Origin of the sequence: Candidatus Aeolococcus gillhamiae (assembly GCF_016464765.1) — a bacterium.
Taxonomy (GTDB): Bacteria; Chloroflexota; Dormibacteria; order Aeolococcales; family Aeolococcaceae; genus Aeolococcus; species Aeolococcus gillhamiae.
This window is the reverse complement of record NZ_JAEKNS010000119.1, coordinates 1-14,491: the sequence shown is the minus strand read 5'-3', so window position 1 is coordinate 14,491 and position 14,491 is coordinate 1. Positions and strand designations below refer to the sequence as shown.

Annotated in this window: 18 protein-coding genes; 9 read left to right on the top strand and 9 right to left on the bottom strand. The window is 67.3% G+C overall.

What is annotated here, in order from left to right; genetic code table 11:
* Positions 1–876 (bottom strand): MobF family relaxase (gene mobF, locus JF886_RS11570; RefSeq protein WP_337312606.1); only part of this gene is annotated, 876 nt, incomplete at its 3' end.
* A 190-nt stretch (positions 877–1,066) separates the two neighbouring features.
* On the opposite strand from mobF, the gene JF886_RS11565 reads away from it, so the two are divergent.
* Positions 1,067–1,666, top strand: a complete 600-nt coding sequence (locus tag JF886_RS11565) for a hypothetical protein (protein WP_337312604.1) — start codon at positions 1,067–1,069, stop codon at positions 1,664–1,666.
* 87 nt (positions 1,667–1,753) lie between these two features.
* Here the strand turns inward: JF886_RS11565 and JF886_RS11560 are convergent, their stop codons facing one another.
* Positions 1,754–2,020: a hypothetical protein gene (locus JF886_RS11560; protein ID WP_337312602.1), complete on the bottom strand. Its 267-nt coding sequence runs from the start codon at positions 2,018–2,020 to the stop codon at positions 1,754–1,756.
* 772 nt (positions 2,021–2,792) lie between these two features.
* On the opposite strand from JF886_RS11560, the gene JF886_RS11555 reads away from it, so the two are divergent.
* Complete coding sequence (locus tag JF886_RS11555; protein ID WP_337312600.1) at positions 2,793–3,011, top strand: hypothetical protein; 219 nt, start codon at positions 2,793–2,795, stop codon at positions 3,009–3,011.
* 349 nt (positions 3,012–3,360) lie between these two features.
* On the opposite strand, the gene JF886_RS11550 is transcribed toward JF886_RS11555, so the two are convergent.
* Positions 3,361–4,017 carry an HNH endonuclease gene (locus JF886_RS11550; RefSeq protein ID WP_337312598.1) on the bottom strand — a complete coding sequence of 219 codons (657 nt, stop codon included), beginning with the start codon at positions 4,015–4,017 and terminating at the stop codon, positions 3,361–3,363.
* 63 nt (positions 4,018–4,080) lie between these two features.
* Between JF886_RS11550 and JF886_RS11545 the strand changes: the two genes are divergently transcribed.
* The 3 genes from JF886_RS11545 to JF886_RS11535 all read left to right on the top strand — a co-directional run bounded on the left by JF886_RS11545 (position 4,081) and on the right by JF886_RS11535 (position 6,377).
* Positions 4,081–4,794, top strand: coding sequence for a GIY-YIG nuclease family protein (locus JF886_RS11545; RefSeq protein WP_337312596.1), 714 nt, complete (start codon positions 4,081–4,083; stop codon positions 4,792–4,794).
* Between the two features lie 229 nt (positions 4,795–5,023).
* Positions 5,024–5,188 carry a helix-turn-helix domain-containing protein gene (locus JF886_RS11540; protein ID WP_337312608.1) on the top strand — a complete coding sequence of 55 codons (165 nt, stop codon included), beginning with the start codon at positions 5,024–5,026 and terminating at the stop codon, positions 5,186–5,188.
* A 10-nt stretch (positions 5,189–5,198) separates the two neighbouring features.
* Positions 5,199–6,377: a tyrosine-type recombinase/integrase gene (locus JF886_RS11535; protein WP_337312594.1), complete on the top strand. Its 1,179-nt coding sequence runs from the start codon at positions 5,199–5,201 to the stop codon at positions 6,375–6,377.
* Between the two features lie 172 nt (positions 6,378–6,549).
* On the opposite strand, the gene JF886_RS11530 is transcribed toward JF886_RS11535, so the two are convergent.
* Entirely contained in the window at positions 6,550–7,014 is a 465-nt protein-coding gene (locus tag JF886_RS11530; RefSeq protein WP_337312592.1) for a peroxiredoxin, read from the bottom strand.
* 86 nt (positions 7,015–7,100) lie between these two features.
* Here JF886_RS11530 and JF886_RS11525 point away from each other — a divergent pair, with 86 nt between their 5' ends.
* Together JF886_RS11525 and JF886_RS11520 are read left to right on the top strand one after the other, a co-directional pair.
* A complete protein-coding gene (locus JF886_RS11525) occupies positions 7,101–7,904 on the top strand; it encodes an MIP/aquaporin family protein (RefSeq protein WP_337312590.1) in 804 nt (267 codons plus the stop codon).
* A 27-nt stretch (positions 7,905–7,931) separates the two neighbouring features.
* On the top strand, positions 7,932–8,351 hold the full coding sequence (locus JF886_RS11520; RefSeq protein WP_337312588.1) for a hypothetical protein: 420 nt from the start codon (positions 7,932–7,934) through the stop codon (positions 8,349–8,351).
* Position 8,352: 1 nt separating this feature from the next.
* Here the strand turns inward: JF886_RS11520 and JF886_RS11515 are convergent, their stop codons facing one another.
* Positions 8,353–9,012 carry a hypothetical protein gene (locus JF886_RS11515; protein WP_337312586.1) on the bottom strand — a complete coding sequence of 220 codons (660 nt, stop codon included), beginning with the start codon at positions 9,010–9,012 and terminating at the stop codon, positions 8,353–8,355.
* A gap of 53 nt (positions 9,013–9,065) precedes the next feature.
* Here JF886_RS11515 and hflX point away from each other — a divergent pair, with 53 nt between their 5' ends.
* Together hflX and JF886_RS11505 are read left to right on the top strand one after the other, a co-directional pair.
* On the top strand, positions 9,066–10,322 hold the full coding sequence (hflX, locus tag JF886_RS11510; protein WP_337312584.1) for a GTPase HflX: 1,257 nt from the start codon (positions 9,066–9,068) through the stop codon (positions 10,320–10,322).
* A gap of 260 nt (positions 10,323–10,582) precedes the next feature.
* Entirely contained in the window at positions 10,583–11,830 is a 1,248-nt protein-coding gene (locus JF886_RS11505; protein WP_337312582.1) for a glycosyltransferase family 87 protein, read from the top strand.
* On the opposite strand, the gene smpB is transcribed toward JF886_RS11505, so the two are convergent.
* From smpB to JF886_RS11485, 4 genes are all read right to left on the bottom strand, one after another.
* Positions 11,805–12,281 (bottom strand): SsrA-binding protein SmpB, encoded by a 477-nt coding sequence (smpB, locus tag JF886_RS11500; RefSeq protein ID WP_337312580.1) that lies wholly within the window; start codon positions 12,279–12,281, stop codon positions 11,805–11,807. The genes JF886_RS11505 and smpB overlap by 26 nt on opposite strands.
* Positions 12,278–13,201 (bottom strand): methionyl-tRNA formyltransferase, encoded by a 924-nt coding sequence (fmt, locus tag JF886_RS11495; RefSeq protein ID WP_337312578.1) that lies wholly within the window; start codon positions 13,199–13,201, stop codon positions 12,278–12,280. Before fmt ends, smpB begins: the two co-directional genes overlap by 4 nt.
* A 31-nt stretch (positions 13,202–13,232) precedes the next feature.
* The gene (gene def, locus JF886_RS11490; protein ID WP_337312576.1) at positions 13,233–13,745 is read right to left on the bottom strand and encodes a peptide deformylase; all 513 of its coding nucleotides are present in this window, start codon (positions 13,743–13,745) and stop codon (positions 13,233–13,235) included.
* Positions 13,746–13,753: 8 nt separating this feature from the next.
* Positions 13,754–14,491 (bottom strand): helicase-related protein (locus tag JF886_RS11485; RefSeq protein ID WP_337312574.1); only part of this gene is annotated, 738 nt, incomplete at its 5' end.

Genomic DNA, 14,491 nt, shown 5'->3' with positions numbered 1-14,491 from the left:
CTGCTCGAAATGATCCGTTCCCGGCGCGACCGCGCTCTTCGACTCCCGACTCGCAAGGACCGCGACCTTCATGCCGTCGTAGCTGGTGACGCCGGCTGCGCCCGCGGCCGCCCTCGCCTGCTGGTGCCGCTGGGAGAACTCCGCTAGTTGCTCGGGAGTGAACCCCTCGAGCTCGAACGTCCCGTTCGGGTTGGTCCGCACCCGCAGCCCCAGTTCGCGGACGAGAACATCGCGGGTCGTCGCCTGGCCGATCGCCCCGGCCGCGGCGGCATGGGCGTACAGCTGCTGGCCGTGCAGTTGACCCCAGGTGCCGTTTGCCCGCTTGGCAAAGGAAGCGACGACCAGGTGGGTGTGCAACTGCGGGTCGACGGTGATCACGCCGTCGCGGGTCACCGGCCGGGCGGTGCGGTGAACAAAGGTGGCCGTCACCAGCTGCGCCCGGACGTGCTCGATCGCGCGGTTCTGCGGGTTGGCGATCCGACCCCACGCAGCGTGCTCCTCGAGATACTCGTGTGCCGCAGTCGCTCCGGCATCGAGGGCAAGCAGCACGATGGCCCGCATGTGGTCGTCTCCGAGCGCGTACAACAGCGACACGCTCTTGGGCAGCGAGAAGGTGACGTCGAAGGCGACGTTCTTCCGTGCCGCGTAGTGCCGCCCCAGTTCGTCACCGGTCGTCGGGTGCCGGCCGTCGAGGATGCGGACGAAGTCCTCCCGGCGCACCGGGCCGTTGAGACCCAGTTCCGCAGCCGCCTGGCCGCGCCATACCCCGGCCGCCTCCCCGCGGGCGGCGTAGTAGTCTGCCGGGCTCTCGGCAACGGCCTCCTGAAAGTAGCGAGCGCCGTCGCTGACGGACACGACGTTGCCGATGCTGATCATCCCGGCGTGCGGCCGGCTCCGCGCTTGTCCACGTCCTACAACACCCGCCGAGCGGGCGCCGATCGGACGCATCAGGTCATGAACACACCGGCCGGTGGAAATGTGTGACTTGGGTCAGGAGGGAACCAACACGCTGATCGGGATCACCGATCTCACTCGGGCGAATCGGAAGACGCAGAATGGACGTGACGTGACGTTCACCGATGACAGGCAGCACCCGTGGGGACGGCCCGAACGCGTTTTGGGTTCGCCGCTGAGTATCAACTTCCTCCTGGCTCAGTCGGACGCTGCCGCGGTGCAGGTCCAACACTTCAGTGCATTCCCCACCGGCTTCGAATTCCAGGTCGTCGCTTATGCGGTCCTCACCGAGGAAGTGAACGTATGGGACCCGATGTTCGGACTGGCAGGCCTCCGCGGTCGAGAAGGGAAGGATCCATATGACCTGGCAGACGACGTCCTGCGCTTGAGCGTTGAGTTCTCGGACGGCTCCAGAGCGCACAACCTGCGCCCACCTATGGACCCGCGCCCTGGAGAGACGCGGTACCTCGAGCCGGGGCACGGCAGCGCCGTACGGTCCGAAGACGGCACCATGTGGACCGCCGATTCCATGTTCTGGGTCTGGCCACTTCCCTCACCCGGGGAAGTAGGTTTTGTCTGTGAATGGCCCCAATTCGGCATCGAGGTAACGCGACATCACATTGATGCCCAATCAATTCTTGATGCAGCCCGGCTCGCGAGGCCCATCTTGCCGAGGAAGCCTGACGATCCGCCGTTCCGGCAAGCCTACTGAGAACTTGCTCTCGCGCGGCTCAAGGCTCATGAGATCCAGCTGGCTTCGCCGGGAGCGTCCAGGAAACGTTTTGATGCCGACGGCTCGTTAGTTCCCCGCCGCTGTCATGTCGTACCCGCTGGCTCCGATTAGGAACTGAGCGCACTGCGACCCGTAGAGGCTGACCGTAAACGGGGAGGTCCCCCCGGCGGCTAGGTCGGTACTGACGTCAGCGAACCCGCCGAATTCGTTTAGCAGGGTGCCCGATGAATCCACGCAGAAAACGTCGACGCTATACGGCGCAGTAACCGCGTGGTCGCGCGGATTCTTTACCGTTCCAACGATCTGCTGACCGGTGTCATTCACCTCGGTCACCAGCAAGTCGGCGAAGTATGTGTTTGGCCCAGCACTTGGGGTCGCCGTCGCCTGCACCGACAGCGTGGACCCGCTGGGGACGCTGGTGCCCACGCCCAGATAGATAAACCCAAGCGCGAACTGCCCGGGCTCAAGAAGGGCCGGATGAAAACCTTGGTCTGAGCCTGTAGCGACGGGCTTGCCCGTACTGTCGTGGACGGTCCCGGACGCCGTGACGTGCGTCACCGTCCGAGTCGTGTTATTCCGCACGGCAATCGGCACCGGTTCCCCGCCGCTCGGTACCGGCAGAGTGAGGCCCGCTTGAGCGACCACAGCAAGTTGATTCGGCGATCCTGCTGGAAAAACTGGGGCTGCGGTTCCGGCCAGGTACTGGGACTTCGTCGGCTGCGCCGCAGGCGCGGACGCAGACGCTCCACCAGAGGGGACGGCGCTACCCGCGGTGTTCGGAGTCCCCGAGGTGGTTCCGCCGCCACAGGCAGCCATGGCGGATGCGAGCAAACCGAGTACGGCGGCCCGCCCCACCCGGTTGTGTCCCATTGGCACTGGGGCGGCAGTCTAGCTGAACCGTCTGAGTCCGTTGACCACCTCGGGGTTCGACGGAGTCGGCGCTGCCAATGGTGGCTCTCAAGCGTCACCAGGTCGGGAGCGCCGACCGTGAGTGCGGCGCCCCGGGAGATGCCGGACGACCACAGAATGGCCGAACGGGGACCGCTCGAGTGGATGGCGACGAGGTGGCATAGTGGGTCACTGCTGGCCGTGGTACGGTGGCCCCATGGCCACCCATCGACACGAGCCCGTTGACCCGATCCAGGCGGAAGGGCTCGAGCTCCTGGAGGATGACGCCGCCCTCAGCGCCGATCTCGAGGAGTTCGAACGACGGCTCGACGCCGGCCAGATTCCCGCGTCGGAGCTGCACTCGACTGAGGATGTCCGACGGCGTTTGGGTTTGCCGCCGCCCGACGCTACGCCGCCCACGGACGAGCTCGTCTAGCGTTGCCGACGCCGTTCAGGCTGAGTTGGTCGGACAGCGCGCTACGGTACCTCGAGCAGCTTCACGAGCGCGCCCCGGGGCAGGCAGAGGCCGTCGTGAACACGATGGAATGGATGGCCGAGGCCGGTTTCGCACTGGGTCCGGAGGTGCGCCCCGGCCGGCGCTACTGGCCGGTCCCCCCTCAAGGGGTCTACTACACCGAGCGCCATCGGACCCTTTACGTTGCGCGCGTTGTCGACGTGCGCCGCCGACGGAGTCGCCACCCCTAGGCCAGCTTCGCGGCTGTAATCCGCGCCCCAGTCAGGGCGTAGGACAACCTTCCAGATCTCGGCGCAGGAAGGCGTGCGACCTATATGAGATCGGGGTCGAGCGTCGTTCCACCAGCAAGCCTGCGCCTGCGGACAGACGCCAGGATGCCGGCCGCCGCCTCCTCATAGGTCCGACCGGACTTGATCGAATTACATTCGAGACAGGCGGTGACGAGGTTGGAGGGTGAGTTGTCGCCTAGGCCGGAAACCGGGACGAGGTGATCCAAAGTCGCGTTGCTCTCATTGACGACTTCCGCGCAGTAATGACAAGTCCAGTGATCGCGCTCGAAGAGAGCTCGCCGCAGTTCTGGCGAGTGGTAGTGATCGACGGACTCAGGAGCGGTATCGGCGCTGAGGGCCAGCAGCTCACGTACCGCCGGTACCGCCCGAGGTAGGCGAACTTCGTAGAGTGTCCCTTCGCGCGTTACATCACCGATGACAAGAAAGCCGAGTTCCGCCAACCCATTGAGTTGCTCGCCGATGTGCTGGTAGTTGCTCTGCGAAGACCTTGTACTCTTCCCCAAACCAACGCCAATGGTTCGCTTGCCCACCCGAACGAATGGGTGCCCGGCTACTTGACTGCGCCGCAGCAGATAGAGGTACAGCGAAAGTTGATAGGGCTTGAGGATCGGCAGTACGTAATCGGCGATCTCCGCCAACAGATCGTCGCGTTGACCCAACGGGCTGCCATCCTTCACGATCGCCCGAGTTTACTGCGCGAAAATCTCGGGGAGCATCGCGGTACCCTACCGGGCTGAATAATGGACCGGCAACGCATTCTAGCTGAGGTACGTCGAACCGCCGCGGCGAATGACGGTCGGCCACTGGGCTACCGCTCGTTCGAGAAGGCAACGGGGATAACACCTCACACCTGGAGCCACTATTGGGCACGGTGGGGTGACGCGCTTAGCGAGGCAGGCTTCGAGCCCAATGTGCCCCATGCCTCATATACGCGCTCCTTCGTTGCGGCCAGCATTGTCGATCTGGCTCGCCGTTTGGGTCGTTACCCAACCTGGCGCGACTGGAGCATCGAGCGGCGGAGTGACGCGACCTTTCCAAGCGTCGAAACTGTCCGACGTTTCGGTGGCACCAATGCTGTCAGGACGATTGTGGTCGAGTACTGTCGTGGCCGGGAAGACTGTGCCGATGTCTGGCCACTGATTCAGAACTCTGTGAGCGTCGACGCCAGACGTACGGTAGAGACCATCACCGACAGCGGCGTCGTTTACCTCATCAAGTCGGGTCACCAGTACAAGATCGGCAAGACCAAGAGGTTGGGCCAGCGGTCGCGGCAGTTTGCGATCCAACTCCCTCACCCGCACGTTGTCATTCACAAGATAGAAACGGACGATATCACTGGAATCGAGAGCTACTGGCATCGGCGGTTTGCGGACGCGCGGCTGGGGACCAGCGAGTGGTTCGCGCTGTCGGCAGCCGACGTGAGGGCGTTTCAGAAGCGTAGGAAGTCGATGTAGTGGCGCTCGACAGCCAAGGCGGGCAGCACCGCCGAACCCGAGGGCGAGGAGGTCCCTCGCCTCGATGTGTCCGATGGCCGGCCCAGCGGAGGGTTATGAGAGTTGAAGCGCTTCTCCATCCAAAGCTACTACCTATGGGAGTGCCGGTACAGACGTGTCCGACTCGAGCGCGATCTCTGACAGGACAGCGGCATTGTTCGTTCGCCCCGACTTCCCTCTGCTCCTGACGATGTGCCAGGCCGCGGACCGACTGCAAGTGAGCAGGAGCAGCCTCTACCGCGAGGTCGGCCGAGGCCGGCTGCAGGTCGTAAAACTCGGACACCTCACCCGCATCCGCGTGGAGGATCTCGAGGCGTACGTATCGGCCCTCATGGCACCGCCGGGCGAGGCGTAGGCTTCAAAGCGTGGCAGGAAGGCGCGGCAACGGCGAGGGAACAGTCGGACGCTACCGCGGGCGCTGGGTAGCCCGTGTCAGCCTCTCCGACGGTCGCCGCAAGCACTTCTACGGTCGGACGCGCGCCGACGTGGTAGCCCGCATGTTCGCGGCGATCGCCGCACTGAAGAAGGGTGAGGACGTGCCCGACGACCGCGTGCTCCTTCGCGACTTCCTGTTCCGCTGGATCGAGGGGATGCGCGGGACGATCAAGCCCTCGGCGTGGGACAGCTTCGAGGGCCACATCCGCGTTCACTTGATACCCGATCTCGGGCATATGCGCCTGTCCCGACTGCGCCGTCTCGATATAGTCGCGTGGCAGGGACGTAAGCTCGCGAGCGGCCGGTGGTCGCCGACAACGGTCGGACATTTCCAGACGACATTGCACCGAGCGTTGGCGGACGCCGTGCGCGACGGACTCATCTCGCGCAATCCCGCGAGCCTGGTGTCCGTGCCGCGTCGAGCAGACACGGAAATCACCACTCTCGACGAGGAGCAGGCGGGCCGCCTTCTGATCGCTGCAGGTGCGGATCCATTCGCGGCAATGTGGGTGCTGGCGCTCACTACCGGCCGACGACGAGGCGAGCTCCTCGGTCTGCGTTGGACAGATGTGGATCTAGAACGGCGTGAATATCGCGTGCTACGAACACGCACCAGGGCTTCGCGCCGCGCCTTGGGCGGACAAGAGTCGCCAGACGCGATCTACTCGTCCCCAAAACGACGAGCGAGCAAGCAGCGAGGTCTGCCTCTGGTCAACGTTGCCGTCGTCGCCCTGCGGGCTCAGCGCGCACGCCAGGCGGAGGAGAGGCTGGCGGCGGGACGGCTGTGGGACGGACCGGAGCCCGGGGCGGACCTGGTGTTCACCGGCCCTCACGGCCGGGCATTGGCCATCACCAGCTTCCGTCGCGCGTACGAAGCGCTGCTGATCCGCGGCGGCGTTCCGCGCGTGCGGTTCCACGACCTGCGGCACTCCGCAGCGTCCTTCCTGTTCTCGCTTGGTGTCGAACCGAAAACAATCAGCGAGATGCTTGGGCACTCGACAACCGCAGTCACCCTCGAGACGTACACGCACGTCCGAACGGCAGTGCTTCGAGACGCCGCCGACCGACTGGAGGCGGCTCTGACCGGGCGCAGGACAGCCGACGGGTGAAGCCAATTCTGAAGCCAACCCGGTGCAACGCGCTGACAACGCCTGACACGTGTGCGGACGGTCGGCGTATTCAAATCGACGTCCTGACACGCGCTGCGACGGCCTGAAACACCCCCCGTCGGGTTCGATTCCCGGCGCCTCCAGATCCGTCCTCACCTGGACCCGCAGCCGGCTATGCAGCCCGCTGGCTGCGCACCTCCTGAAGGACGTCGGCGGCGTGGCGCGCGGCTTCGACCTTGGGCCACACGTGGACGATCCTGCCGTCCGGTCCGACGAGGAAAGACACGCGCTGCACGGCGGGGAGGATGCCGAGCATCTTGCCGACGCCATATGCCTTGCGGATGCTCTTGTCACGGTCGGACGCAAGCGCGAACTTCAGCCCGTACTTCTCGGCGAACCGCTGGTGTGACTCCCAACTGTCGGTGCTGACGCCGATTACATCGGCCCCGCTCTCGGACAGGGCGGTGAGGTTGTCGTTGAGACCGCAGGCCTCGGCCGTGCATCCCGGCGTATCGTCCTTGGGATAGAAGTACACCAACACGTGGCGTCCTCGCAGGGACGACAGCGTGAGCGTCGTGCCGTCGCGGCTGCGCGCGGTGATGTCCGGGGCCGGGTCGCCAACGGTGAGAAGTGCCATCGGAGTCGCTCCTTTTCGCTTGAGCGTACGCGACCTACCGTCGGGAGGCGCTCCGCACGCTCATACTCGGCGGGCGTGAGGAAGCTGTGACCGCCGCACACGTCCGCCCGGAGGATCTCTCGTCGGGCGCGGAGCCCAAGGCCGAACCGGGATGGGCCCACGACTTCCGCGACACCTCGCGGTGGTGGCGGCGCGTCTTTGCCGAGGTGCTCGGGACATTCCTGCTCGTGGTTGGCGGCGTGGGCAGCAGCGTCGCCGTCTCTGTGACCGGCATGCCCATCTCGCGAGCGGCGGCGGTAACCGTGCCGGGACTGACGGTCATGGCCGTGATCCTCTTCATGGGCAAGGTCGGCGGCGCGCACTTGAACCCTGTGGTCAGCATCGCCTTCGCGCTCCGCCGTGACTTCCCGTGGTGGCGCGTACCAGGCTATGTCGTCAGCCAGGTGATCGGCGGCCTGCTCGCCTGCCTCTTTCTCTGGGCCGTGTTCGGCACGCCCGGCAAGTTCGGCGCCACCGTGCCGGGGCACTCCGTCTCCGATCTCCAAGCAATGCTGGTCGAGCTGGCGCTCACTATGGGGTTGGTCAGCGTGATCCTCGGAACCGCGTCCAGCGCGCAGAACGTGGGGGGGCTGTCAGCCCTTGCGGTCGGTGGTTACATCGCGCTCGCCGGTTTGTGGGCGGACCCGCTGAGCGGCGCGTCGATGAACCCGGTCCGCTCCTTCGCCCCGGACCTGGTGCGGGGGAACCTCACGCACACGTGGCTGTACGTGGTCGGGCCGCTCCTCGGTGCGCTTGTCGCCGTGCTCTTCGCCTACATTTTGCGTGGTGCAGGTGGCGATGCCGAGGCGACGCGTGCCGCCCAGGGTGGCCAGTCACGCCCCCAGCCGTGACGCTGTCGGATCAACGGAGAATGTGACATGAGCCCCAAGTCCAAGGAACTGTGGGATCGGGAACCGGCCGCCCATGACTTCGAGGCGGCAGCGGACTACCTCAGCCTGCTGTTCGACACCGCAGCCGTTCGCGCAGTCGTCCGCCGTCTTCGCACTGCATCGCCTACCACAAAGAAGGCGAAGGACCTGCTCCGCGCCAGCGGGCTGCCGCTCCTGCCGGCTGACGACGGCGAGATGAACAAGGACCTGAAGAAGGTGAAGAAGGGCGAGAAACTGTCGCCTGTCCTGCTGGTCCGTGGCGGCCTGTACCACGACCGCATGCTGACCGTGGCTGACGGTTACCACCGCATCTGCGCCAGTTATCACATCAACGAGGACGAGGACATCCCCTGCCGCATCGCCGACCTGCCGCCGCCGCCGGCGGCGGCGGTCCGTCGCCGCTCCTGACTCACGCCTGGCTGCGGTTCTCGATCTCCCAAGCGTGGTCGAGCGCGTGCCAGGCGATGCGTCGCGCGGCGTATCGGGGCAACCAGCCGCGCTCGACGAGCGCGTCAGCGGAGCGCGCATCTCGAAGCACCTCGACGATCGTTCCTCGCATGGTCGCGATCGCCGTCTTCTCACCGCGGTGAGGGGCCGCCACCTTGACTCCCAGCTTGCGCGCGTAGGCGTGCTCGGCGGCGAGCACGTGCTCGACGATGGCGTCGCGGTCGCGGCCGCCGCCGCGCGGTCCCTTGCGCAGCGACGGCGGAGCATCGCGCGCGACACGGTCGAGAACCGCCCAGGCGGCCTCAACGAGCTTCACCATGCGATGCGCGTCCGCGCTCGTGAGCGGCTGCCGCTCGGCGGCGGTGGGAACGTCCGGCGCGCCGAAGTCCGTCGTCGCCGTTCCCCGCACACGCTCGATGATCGTGTATTCCCCTGGCGCAAATGAGAGTCCTGCCTGGGCCGCCACCACTGCGTACCGCTCCGCGTGCTCAGCGAGCGCCTGGAGGGCGGCCTCGCCGGTCTTGGCGGTCCGCGACCAGCCGGGCCAGTCGACGGCGCTCGCGAAGGCGCGCTTCTCGGTGGCTTCGATCGCCACCCGCACAGGTCGATTTCGAGCACTCATGACTGCGAGGATCCCAGAGCGTGGCTGACGGCAATGGAATAGGCTAACCGGACATGGCACGACAGAGAGGGGCGGCCTCCGCACCCGTCCTGGGCACGGCGCTGACCCGGGTGCTCATCGCCGGCTCGTTCCAGCGGAGCTCGCGGCGAGAACAGACCGAGATCGAGCTCGACGAGCTCGAGGAGCTGGCACGCACACTCGGGACGACTGTTGTCGAGCGCGCCGCCGTGCCTCTGCGCGAGGTGCATCCGGGCACGTTCTTCGGCTCCGGCACCGTCGAGGCGCTCGGGGCTCGCATCGAGGAACTCCGCAGCCCGGCTGCGCTGGTCAACGACCAGCTCTCACCGCGCCAGCAGCGCAACCTGCAGGAGACATGGGGCGTGCCGGTGCTCGACCGCACCGACGTCATCCTGGCCATCTTCGGGCGGCGCGCCCGCAGTGCCGAGGGCCGGGTACAGGTCGAGATGGCCCAGCTCGCACACCAGCTCTCGCGCCTCGCGGGCGGCTGGGCTCACCTCGAACGGCAGCGCGGTCGTGTCGGCACGGGTGGGATGCGCGGCGGCATGGGTGAGAAGCAGATCGAGGTCGACCGCCGCCTCATCAACCAGAAGCTGCGCAGGTTGCGCCAGCGACTCAAGGAGATCCAGCGACAGCGCACCACCCGCCGCACGGCGCGCACCGCGGTGCCACTGGCGTCCTGCGCGCTGGTCGGCTACACCAACGCCGGCAAGTCGACACTTCTCAACCAGCTCACCAACTCCACCGTCCTCGCCGACAACCTGCTGTTCGCCACCCTCGACCCCACCTCGCGCCTGCTCGGCCTGTCCAGCGGCCGCCGCGTCATCGTCACCGACACGGTCGGCTTCATCCAATCGCTCCCGCACGAGCTCGTCGAAGCCTTCAGCGCCACGCTCGAAGAGGTGCGCGAGGCCCACCTGCTCACAATCGTCGTCGACGCCTCGCACCCCGACGCAGAGGCCCAGCTCCAAACCGTCCTCGAGACGCTTGACGAGATGGGCTGCGATCAGCCGGCCATCCTTGCGGTGAACAAGGTCGATCGACTCGACTCCGCAGAGGCGAAGGAGGTCGCCCAGCGGCTCGGCGCGGTCGCCGGCATGGAGCCGCTGCTGATCTCCGCGGCCAAAGCAACCGGCCTGCGCGAGCTGCGCCATGCCATCGACGAGCTCGTCGCCCAGGTCGTCCCCGACACCCGAGCCAACCGGCCGATCATCGCGTCGCATGCTGTCGAGGAGCCGGCGCCCGAGCTCGACGAGCCGCCTGTCCGAGCATCCCGTCGCGCTGCCTTCTGAGGAGCCATCAAGGAACTCGGGATGGGCGACATCGCTCCGGTCGCTGGTGCTCGCGGGCGCTTCGGAGCTGCTCGCAATGCTCTCGCCGCGATGCCGCCCATCCCGAGTTCTTCGCCCGTCGATCACCGTCGCGTCTGGGTAACGGTCGAGCACACGTGACGACGAGTGCTTCGGCAACGTCGACACTTGCGGGCGTGTCGGTGATGACCCGGCGGCGGTCCGCGCCGCGAGCCAAGCGATCTAGCCGCGATTGGCGATCCTTGATCGAGCTGCTGTTGAGCGTTGGCGCGGTAGCTGCCGCGATCGGGGGTGCCTACACGTTCATCGTGCAGCCGCTGACGGGTTCGTTCGCGGGAGTGTTCGAGGACTTCGGCGCGTATTCAGGGGCCGCCCACGCCGTCGCCAACGGCACGAGCCCGTACGCCTCCTTCGGTGGCGCCACCATCGTCATGACCGGGTTCGACTACCCGCCGTTTGCGGCGGTGGTGCTGCGCCCGCTTGCGTTCCTTTCGGCGCGCTGGCAGGAGCTGGTCTGGCTGTGGATCGCGCTTGGGGCGCTCCTCGGCGGCGCGGTGATCACTGCGCGCGCGCTGCTGCCGGCCACCTGGCCGCGCGTGCGCATCGCCGTGTTCGTGGCGCTGACCTTCCCGCCGGCCACCTACAACCTCTGGCACGGGCAGATGAACACCGTCATCTTCCTGCTGCTCGCACTGGCGCTCTCGGATTACCTGTCGGGACATCGAACGCGATGCGCCGTCATTCTCGGCGTGGCGGCCGGCATCAAGATCGCCCCGGTGGTCCTGCTACTTGTCCTTGTGCGCCGCGGTTGGTGGCGCGCCGCGCTGGCGGGGGTGGCCACGGGCGCAGCCACTGTGGCAATCGGCATCGGTGCCCTGGGCTGGCCCGTGACCCGTCACTACCTGACGTCGGTTCTGCCTGTTCTCAACCGCGACAACGGCTGGATCTACAACCAGACATGGAATGGCGTGGTCAATCGCCTCGCACAGCACTCCGTCCTGACGGTCGATGCACCGTCGGTTTGGTTGCACGGCGTCGCCACACTGCTCTCCCTCGTCACTGTTGGCGCTCTGTGGTTCGCCGTGAGCAGCCGGCAGCGCACGCGCGCCGAGCGTGGTGCGGAGTTCGCGTGCGGGGTTACCGTGATGCTGCTCGTGGGGAGCATCGCCTGGTACCCGGTCTACGTCCACCTGCTCGTCGCCATCGCCGCCGCCCTCGGCCTGGCCAGCGAGCGCGGACGGCTCGGTCGCGCGCTGGTGGGCTCCAGTACCGCCGCGCTGATCGGAGTGGGCGTCGTCGGCGGCGCCGCCATCGCGGCCCTGACCGTCTCGGGCATCGGCGCCGTCGCCACCGGCCCGGCGTGGTGGCTCTTCCTGCAGGCGTGCTCACTGCCCGCGGTGTTGGCCGCCGCGCTGCTGGTGGTGATGCTCCGCGCCCTGCGCCCTGCTGCTGCCGCCTCGCCTGTCAGAGGCGCTGCGCTCGCGCGGTGACGCGCTCGGCGTCGCGGCCGGCGTCACGTTCTGCGATCGCCTGGCGCTTGTCCCACAGCTTCTTGCCCTTGGCCAGGCCGAATTCGAGCTTGATGCGGTTGCCCTTGAGGTAGATGCGTAAAGGGATCAGGGTCAGACCCTGCTGGGCGACCTTGGCGCCGAGGTACTCGATCTCGCGCCTGTGGAGGAGCAACCGGCGGCGGCGCTGCGGTTCGTGGTTGCGGCGGTTTCCCTGCGCGTACTCGGCGATGTTGACCCCGAGCAGCCAGGCCTCCCCGCTCTCGACTCGCACGTAGCCCTCGCGAAGCTGGGTACGACCACCACGCAGCGCCTTGACCTCTGTCCCGGTGAGCTCGATGCCTGCCTCGAACGTCTCGAGGATCGAGTACTCGTGGGTCGCCTGGCGATTGCGCGCCAGCACCGGGTTGACCGTTGTCGCGGTGCGGGTCATCCCGGAGCCGGCTGCGCGCGGCGGCCGCGTAGGTACGCCGCCGCGGTCATCGGACGGCGGCCCGCAGGCTGCACGCGGGCCAGCCGGTACACCCCTGACATGGTGGCCATGTCGACCGCCTCACCGCTCATCGCGAGCACCTCGCCGGGTGGCGCGGTTGCAGGCCTGGACCCAGCCGGTGCTCCTTCAAGGAGGCGCACCGGCTGGCCACCGAGGGGCGCCGTCACCCCTGGCCACGGTTGCAGGGCCCGCACTCGTCGGTCGAGGTCGACTGCGCCGATCGAGGTCCACTCGATGGTGCCGTCCTCACGACGCAGCCGCGGCGCGTACGTCGCCTGCGCCTCGTCCTGGGCCACCGCGGCCATGCTGCCGTCCTCCAGGCTCGAGAGGACCTCGATGAGCAGGCGCGCGCCCGCGGCCGCGAGCTTGCTGGTCAGCGAGGGTGCCGTCTCATCGACACCGATCTCCGTCTCGCTGGCAGCGTAGACAGGTCCGGTGTCCAGGCCGGTATCCATGCGCATGATCGACACGCCGGTGCGCATGTCGCCACCCAGGATAGCCGCGGCGACCGGCGACGCCCCTCGCCAGCGGGGCAGCAGTGAGCCGTGCACGTTGACGCCTCCGTGAACAGGCCCATCGAGAAGTGCGGCCGGAATGATCTGGCCATAAGCGGCCACAACCAAGGCGTCGGGAAGAAGGCTGAGGACCTCCGCGACGCTTTCCGGCGCGCGGATGCGCTCGGGGCGTAACACTGGCAGGCCGAGCTGCTCCGCCGCCTCACCCACCGGGCGCGGCGCCGGGCGGCCGCGTGAGCCGCTGCGGTCTGGCTGCGTGACCACCGCCACGACCTCGTGCTCGACCACTAGGGCGTCAAGCGAGGGGACCGCGAAGTGGGCTGTGCCACAGAAGACGATGCGCATCACAGTGCCGGCGAGGCCGCCGCGGCCGCTGTCAGCCGACCAACTCTCCCTCGAGCTGCTCGGCGTCCACGTCCGCCGCGTCCCAGCTGCGCAGCGTGCCCTCGATCACCTTGGTGGTGAAGAGGATCCCATCGAGGTGGTCCACCTCGTGCTGGATGGCGCGCGCCAGCAGGCCGTCGCCCTTGACGCGAATCTCCTTGCCGTGGCGGTTGAGTCCCTTGGCGACGACGCGCTGGCAGCGGGTGACGTCGCCGATCAGGCCGGGCACGGAGAGGCACCCCTCGACGCCGGTCTGCTCGCCCTCACAGCGCACCATCTCGGGGTTGGCCACCTGGTAGAGCTGGTTGTCGACCTTGAGCACAATGACCCGCAAGGGGACACCAACCTGGGGTGCCGCCAAGCCGGCACCGTGCGCCTCGATCATGGTCTCGACCATGTCGTCCATCAGCTTGCGAATCGCGTCGTCGACGCGCGGGACCCGGTTGGCCCTGGTCACCAGGATGGGGTCCTCGTCAGCGGCGAGGACGATGGGGAGCACTGCCACGATTCACCTCACGCTCCGGGATCGACGTCGATGCTCCAGCCGCGTCCGCGCGGCAGGTGCGGGAAGGCCCTCTCGATCGCCTCACCTCGAACCGTGATCTGCCAGCGATATTCCCCGCGCAGGCGGTGGAGAAAGGCGGGAGTCGGCCCGAGGACGTCGAGGCCCGATCCGGCGCCGAGTTTATCAGACACCTCTGCGAACGCCCGCCGCGCCTCGATCTCAGCGCGGGCATCCTCGCGATGGTTGACGGTGCATACCACCAGGCGCGTGTAGGGCGGAAAATGCAGTGCGCGACGCACCCGGATCTCCTCGCGCGCGAAGGAGAGGTAGTCGTGGGTGACGGCATGACGAACCGCGTAGTGCTGCGGGCTGTACGTCTGCAGGATGACGCGCGCCGGCTCGTCGCCGCGGCCGGCACGGCCGGCAACCTGGGTCAGCAGCGAGAACGTCGACTCGCCGCTGCGGTAGTCGGGGAAGTGCAGGGAGACATCGGCGTTGACGATGCCCACCAGGCGGACGTTGCCGAGGTCCCAGCCCTTGGCCACCATCTGCGTCCCGATCAGACAGTCCGCCTCGTGGTTGGCGAAGCGGTCGTAGATGGTGAAGTACGCGTCGCGGCCGCTGCCCGACATCTGTCCGAGCTGCGGCTCGACCGCCATCCGCGGGCTCGGCATGGGCACGGAGCGGCTCGAGGTGGAGGTGCACGAGCGCTTTCCGACGCTGCGCCTGTTGCGCATGGACCGCGA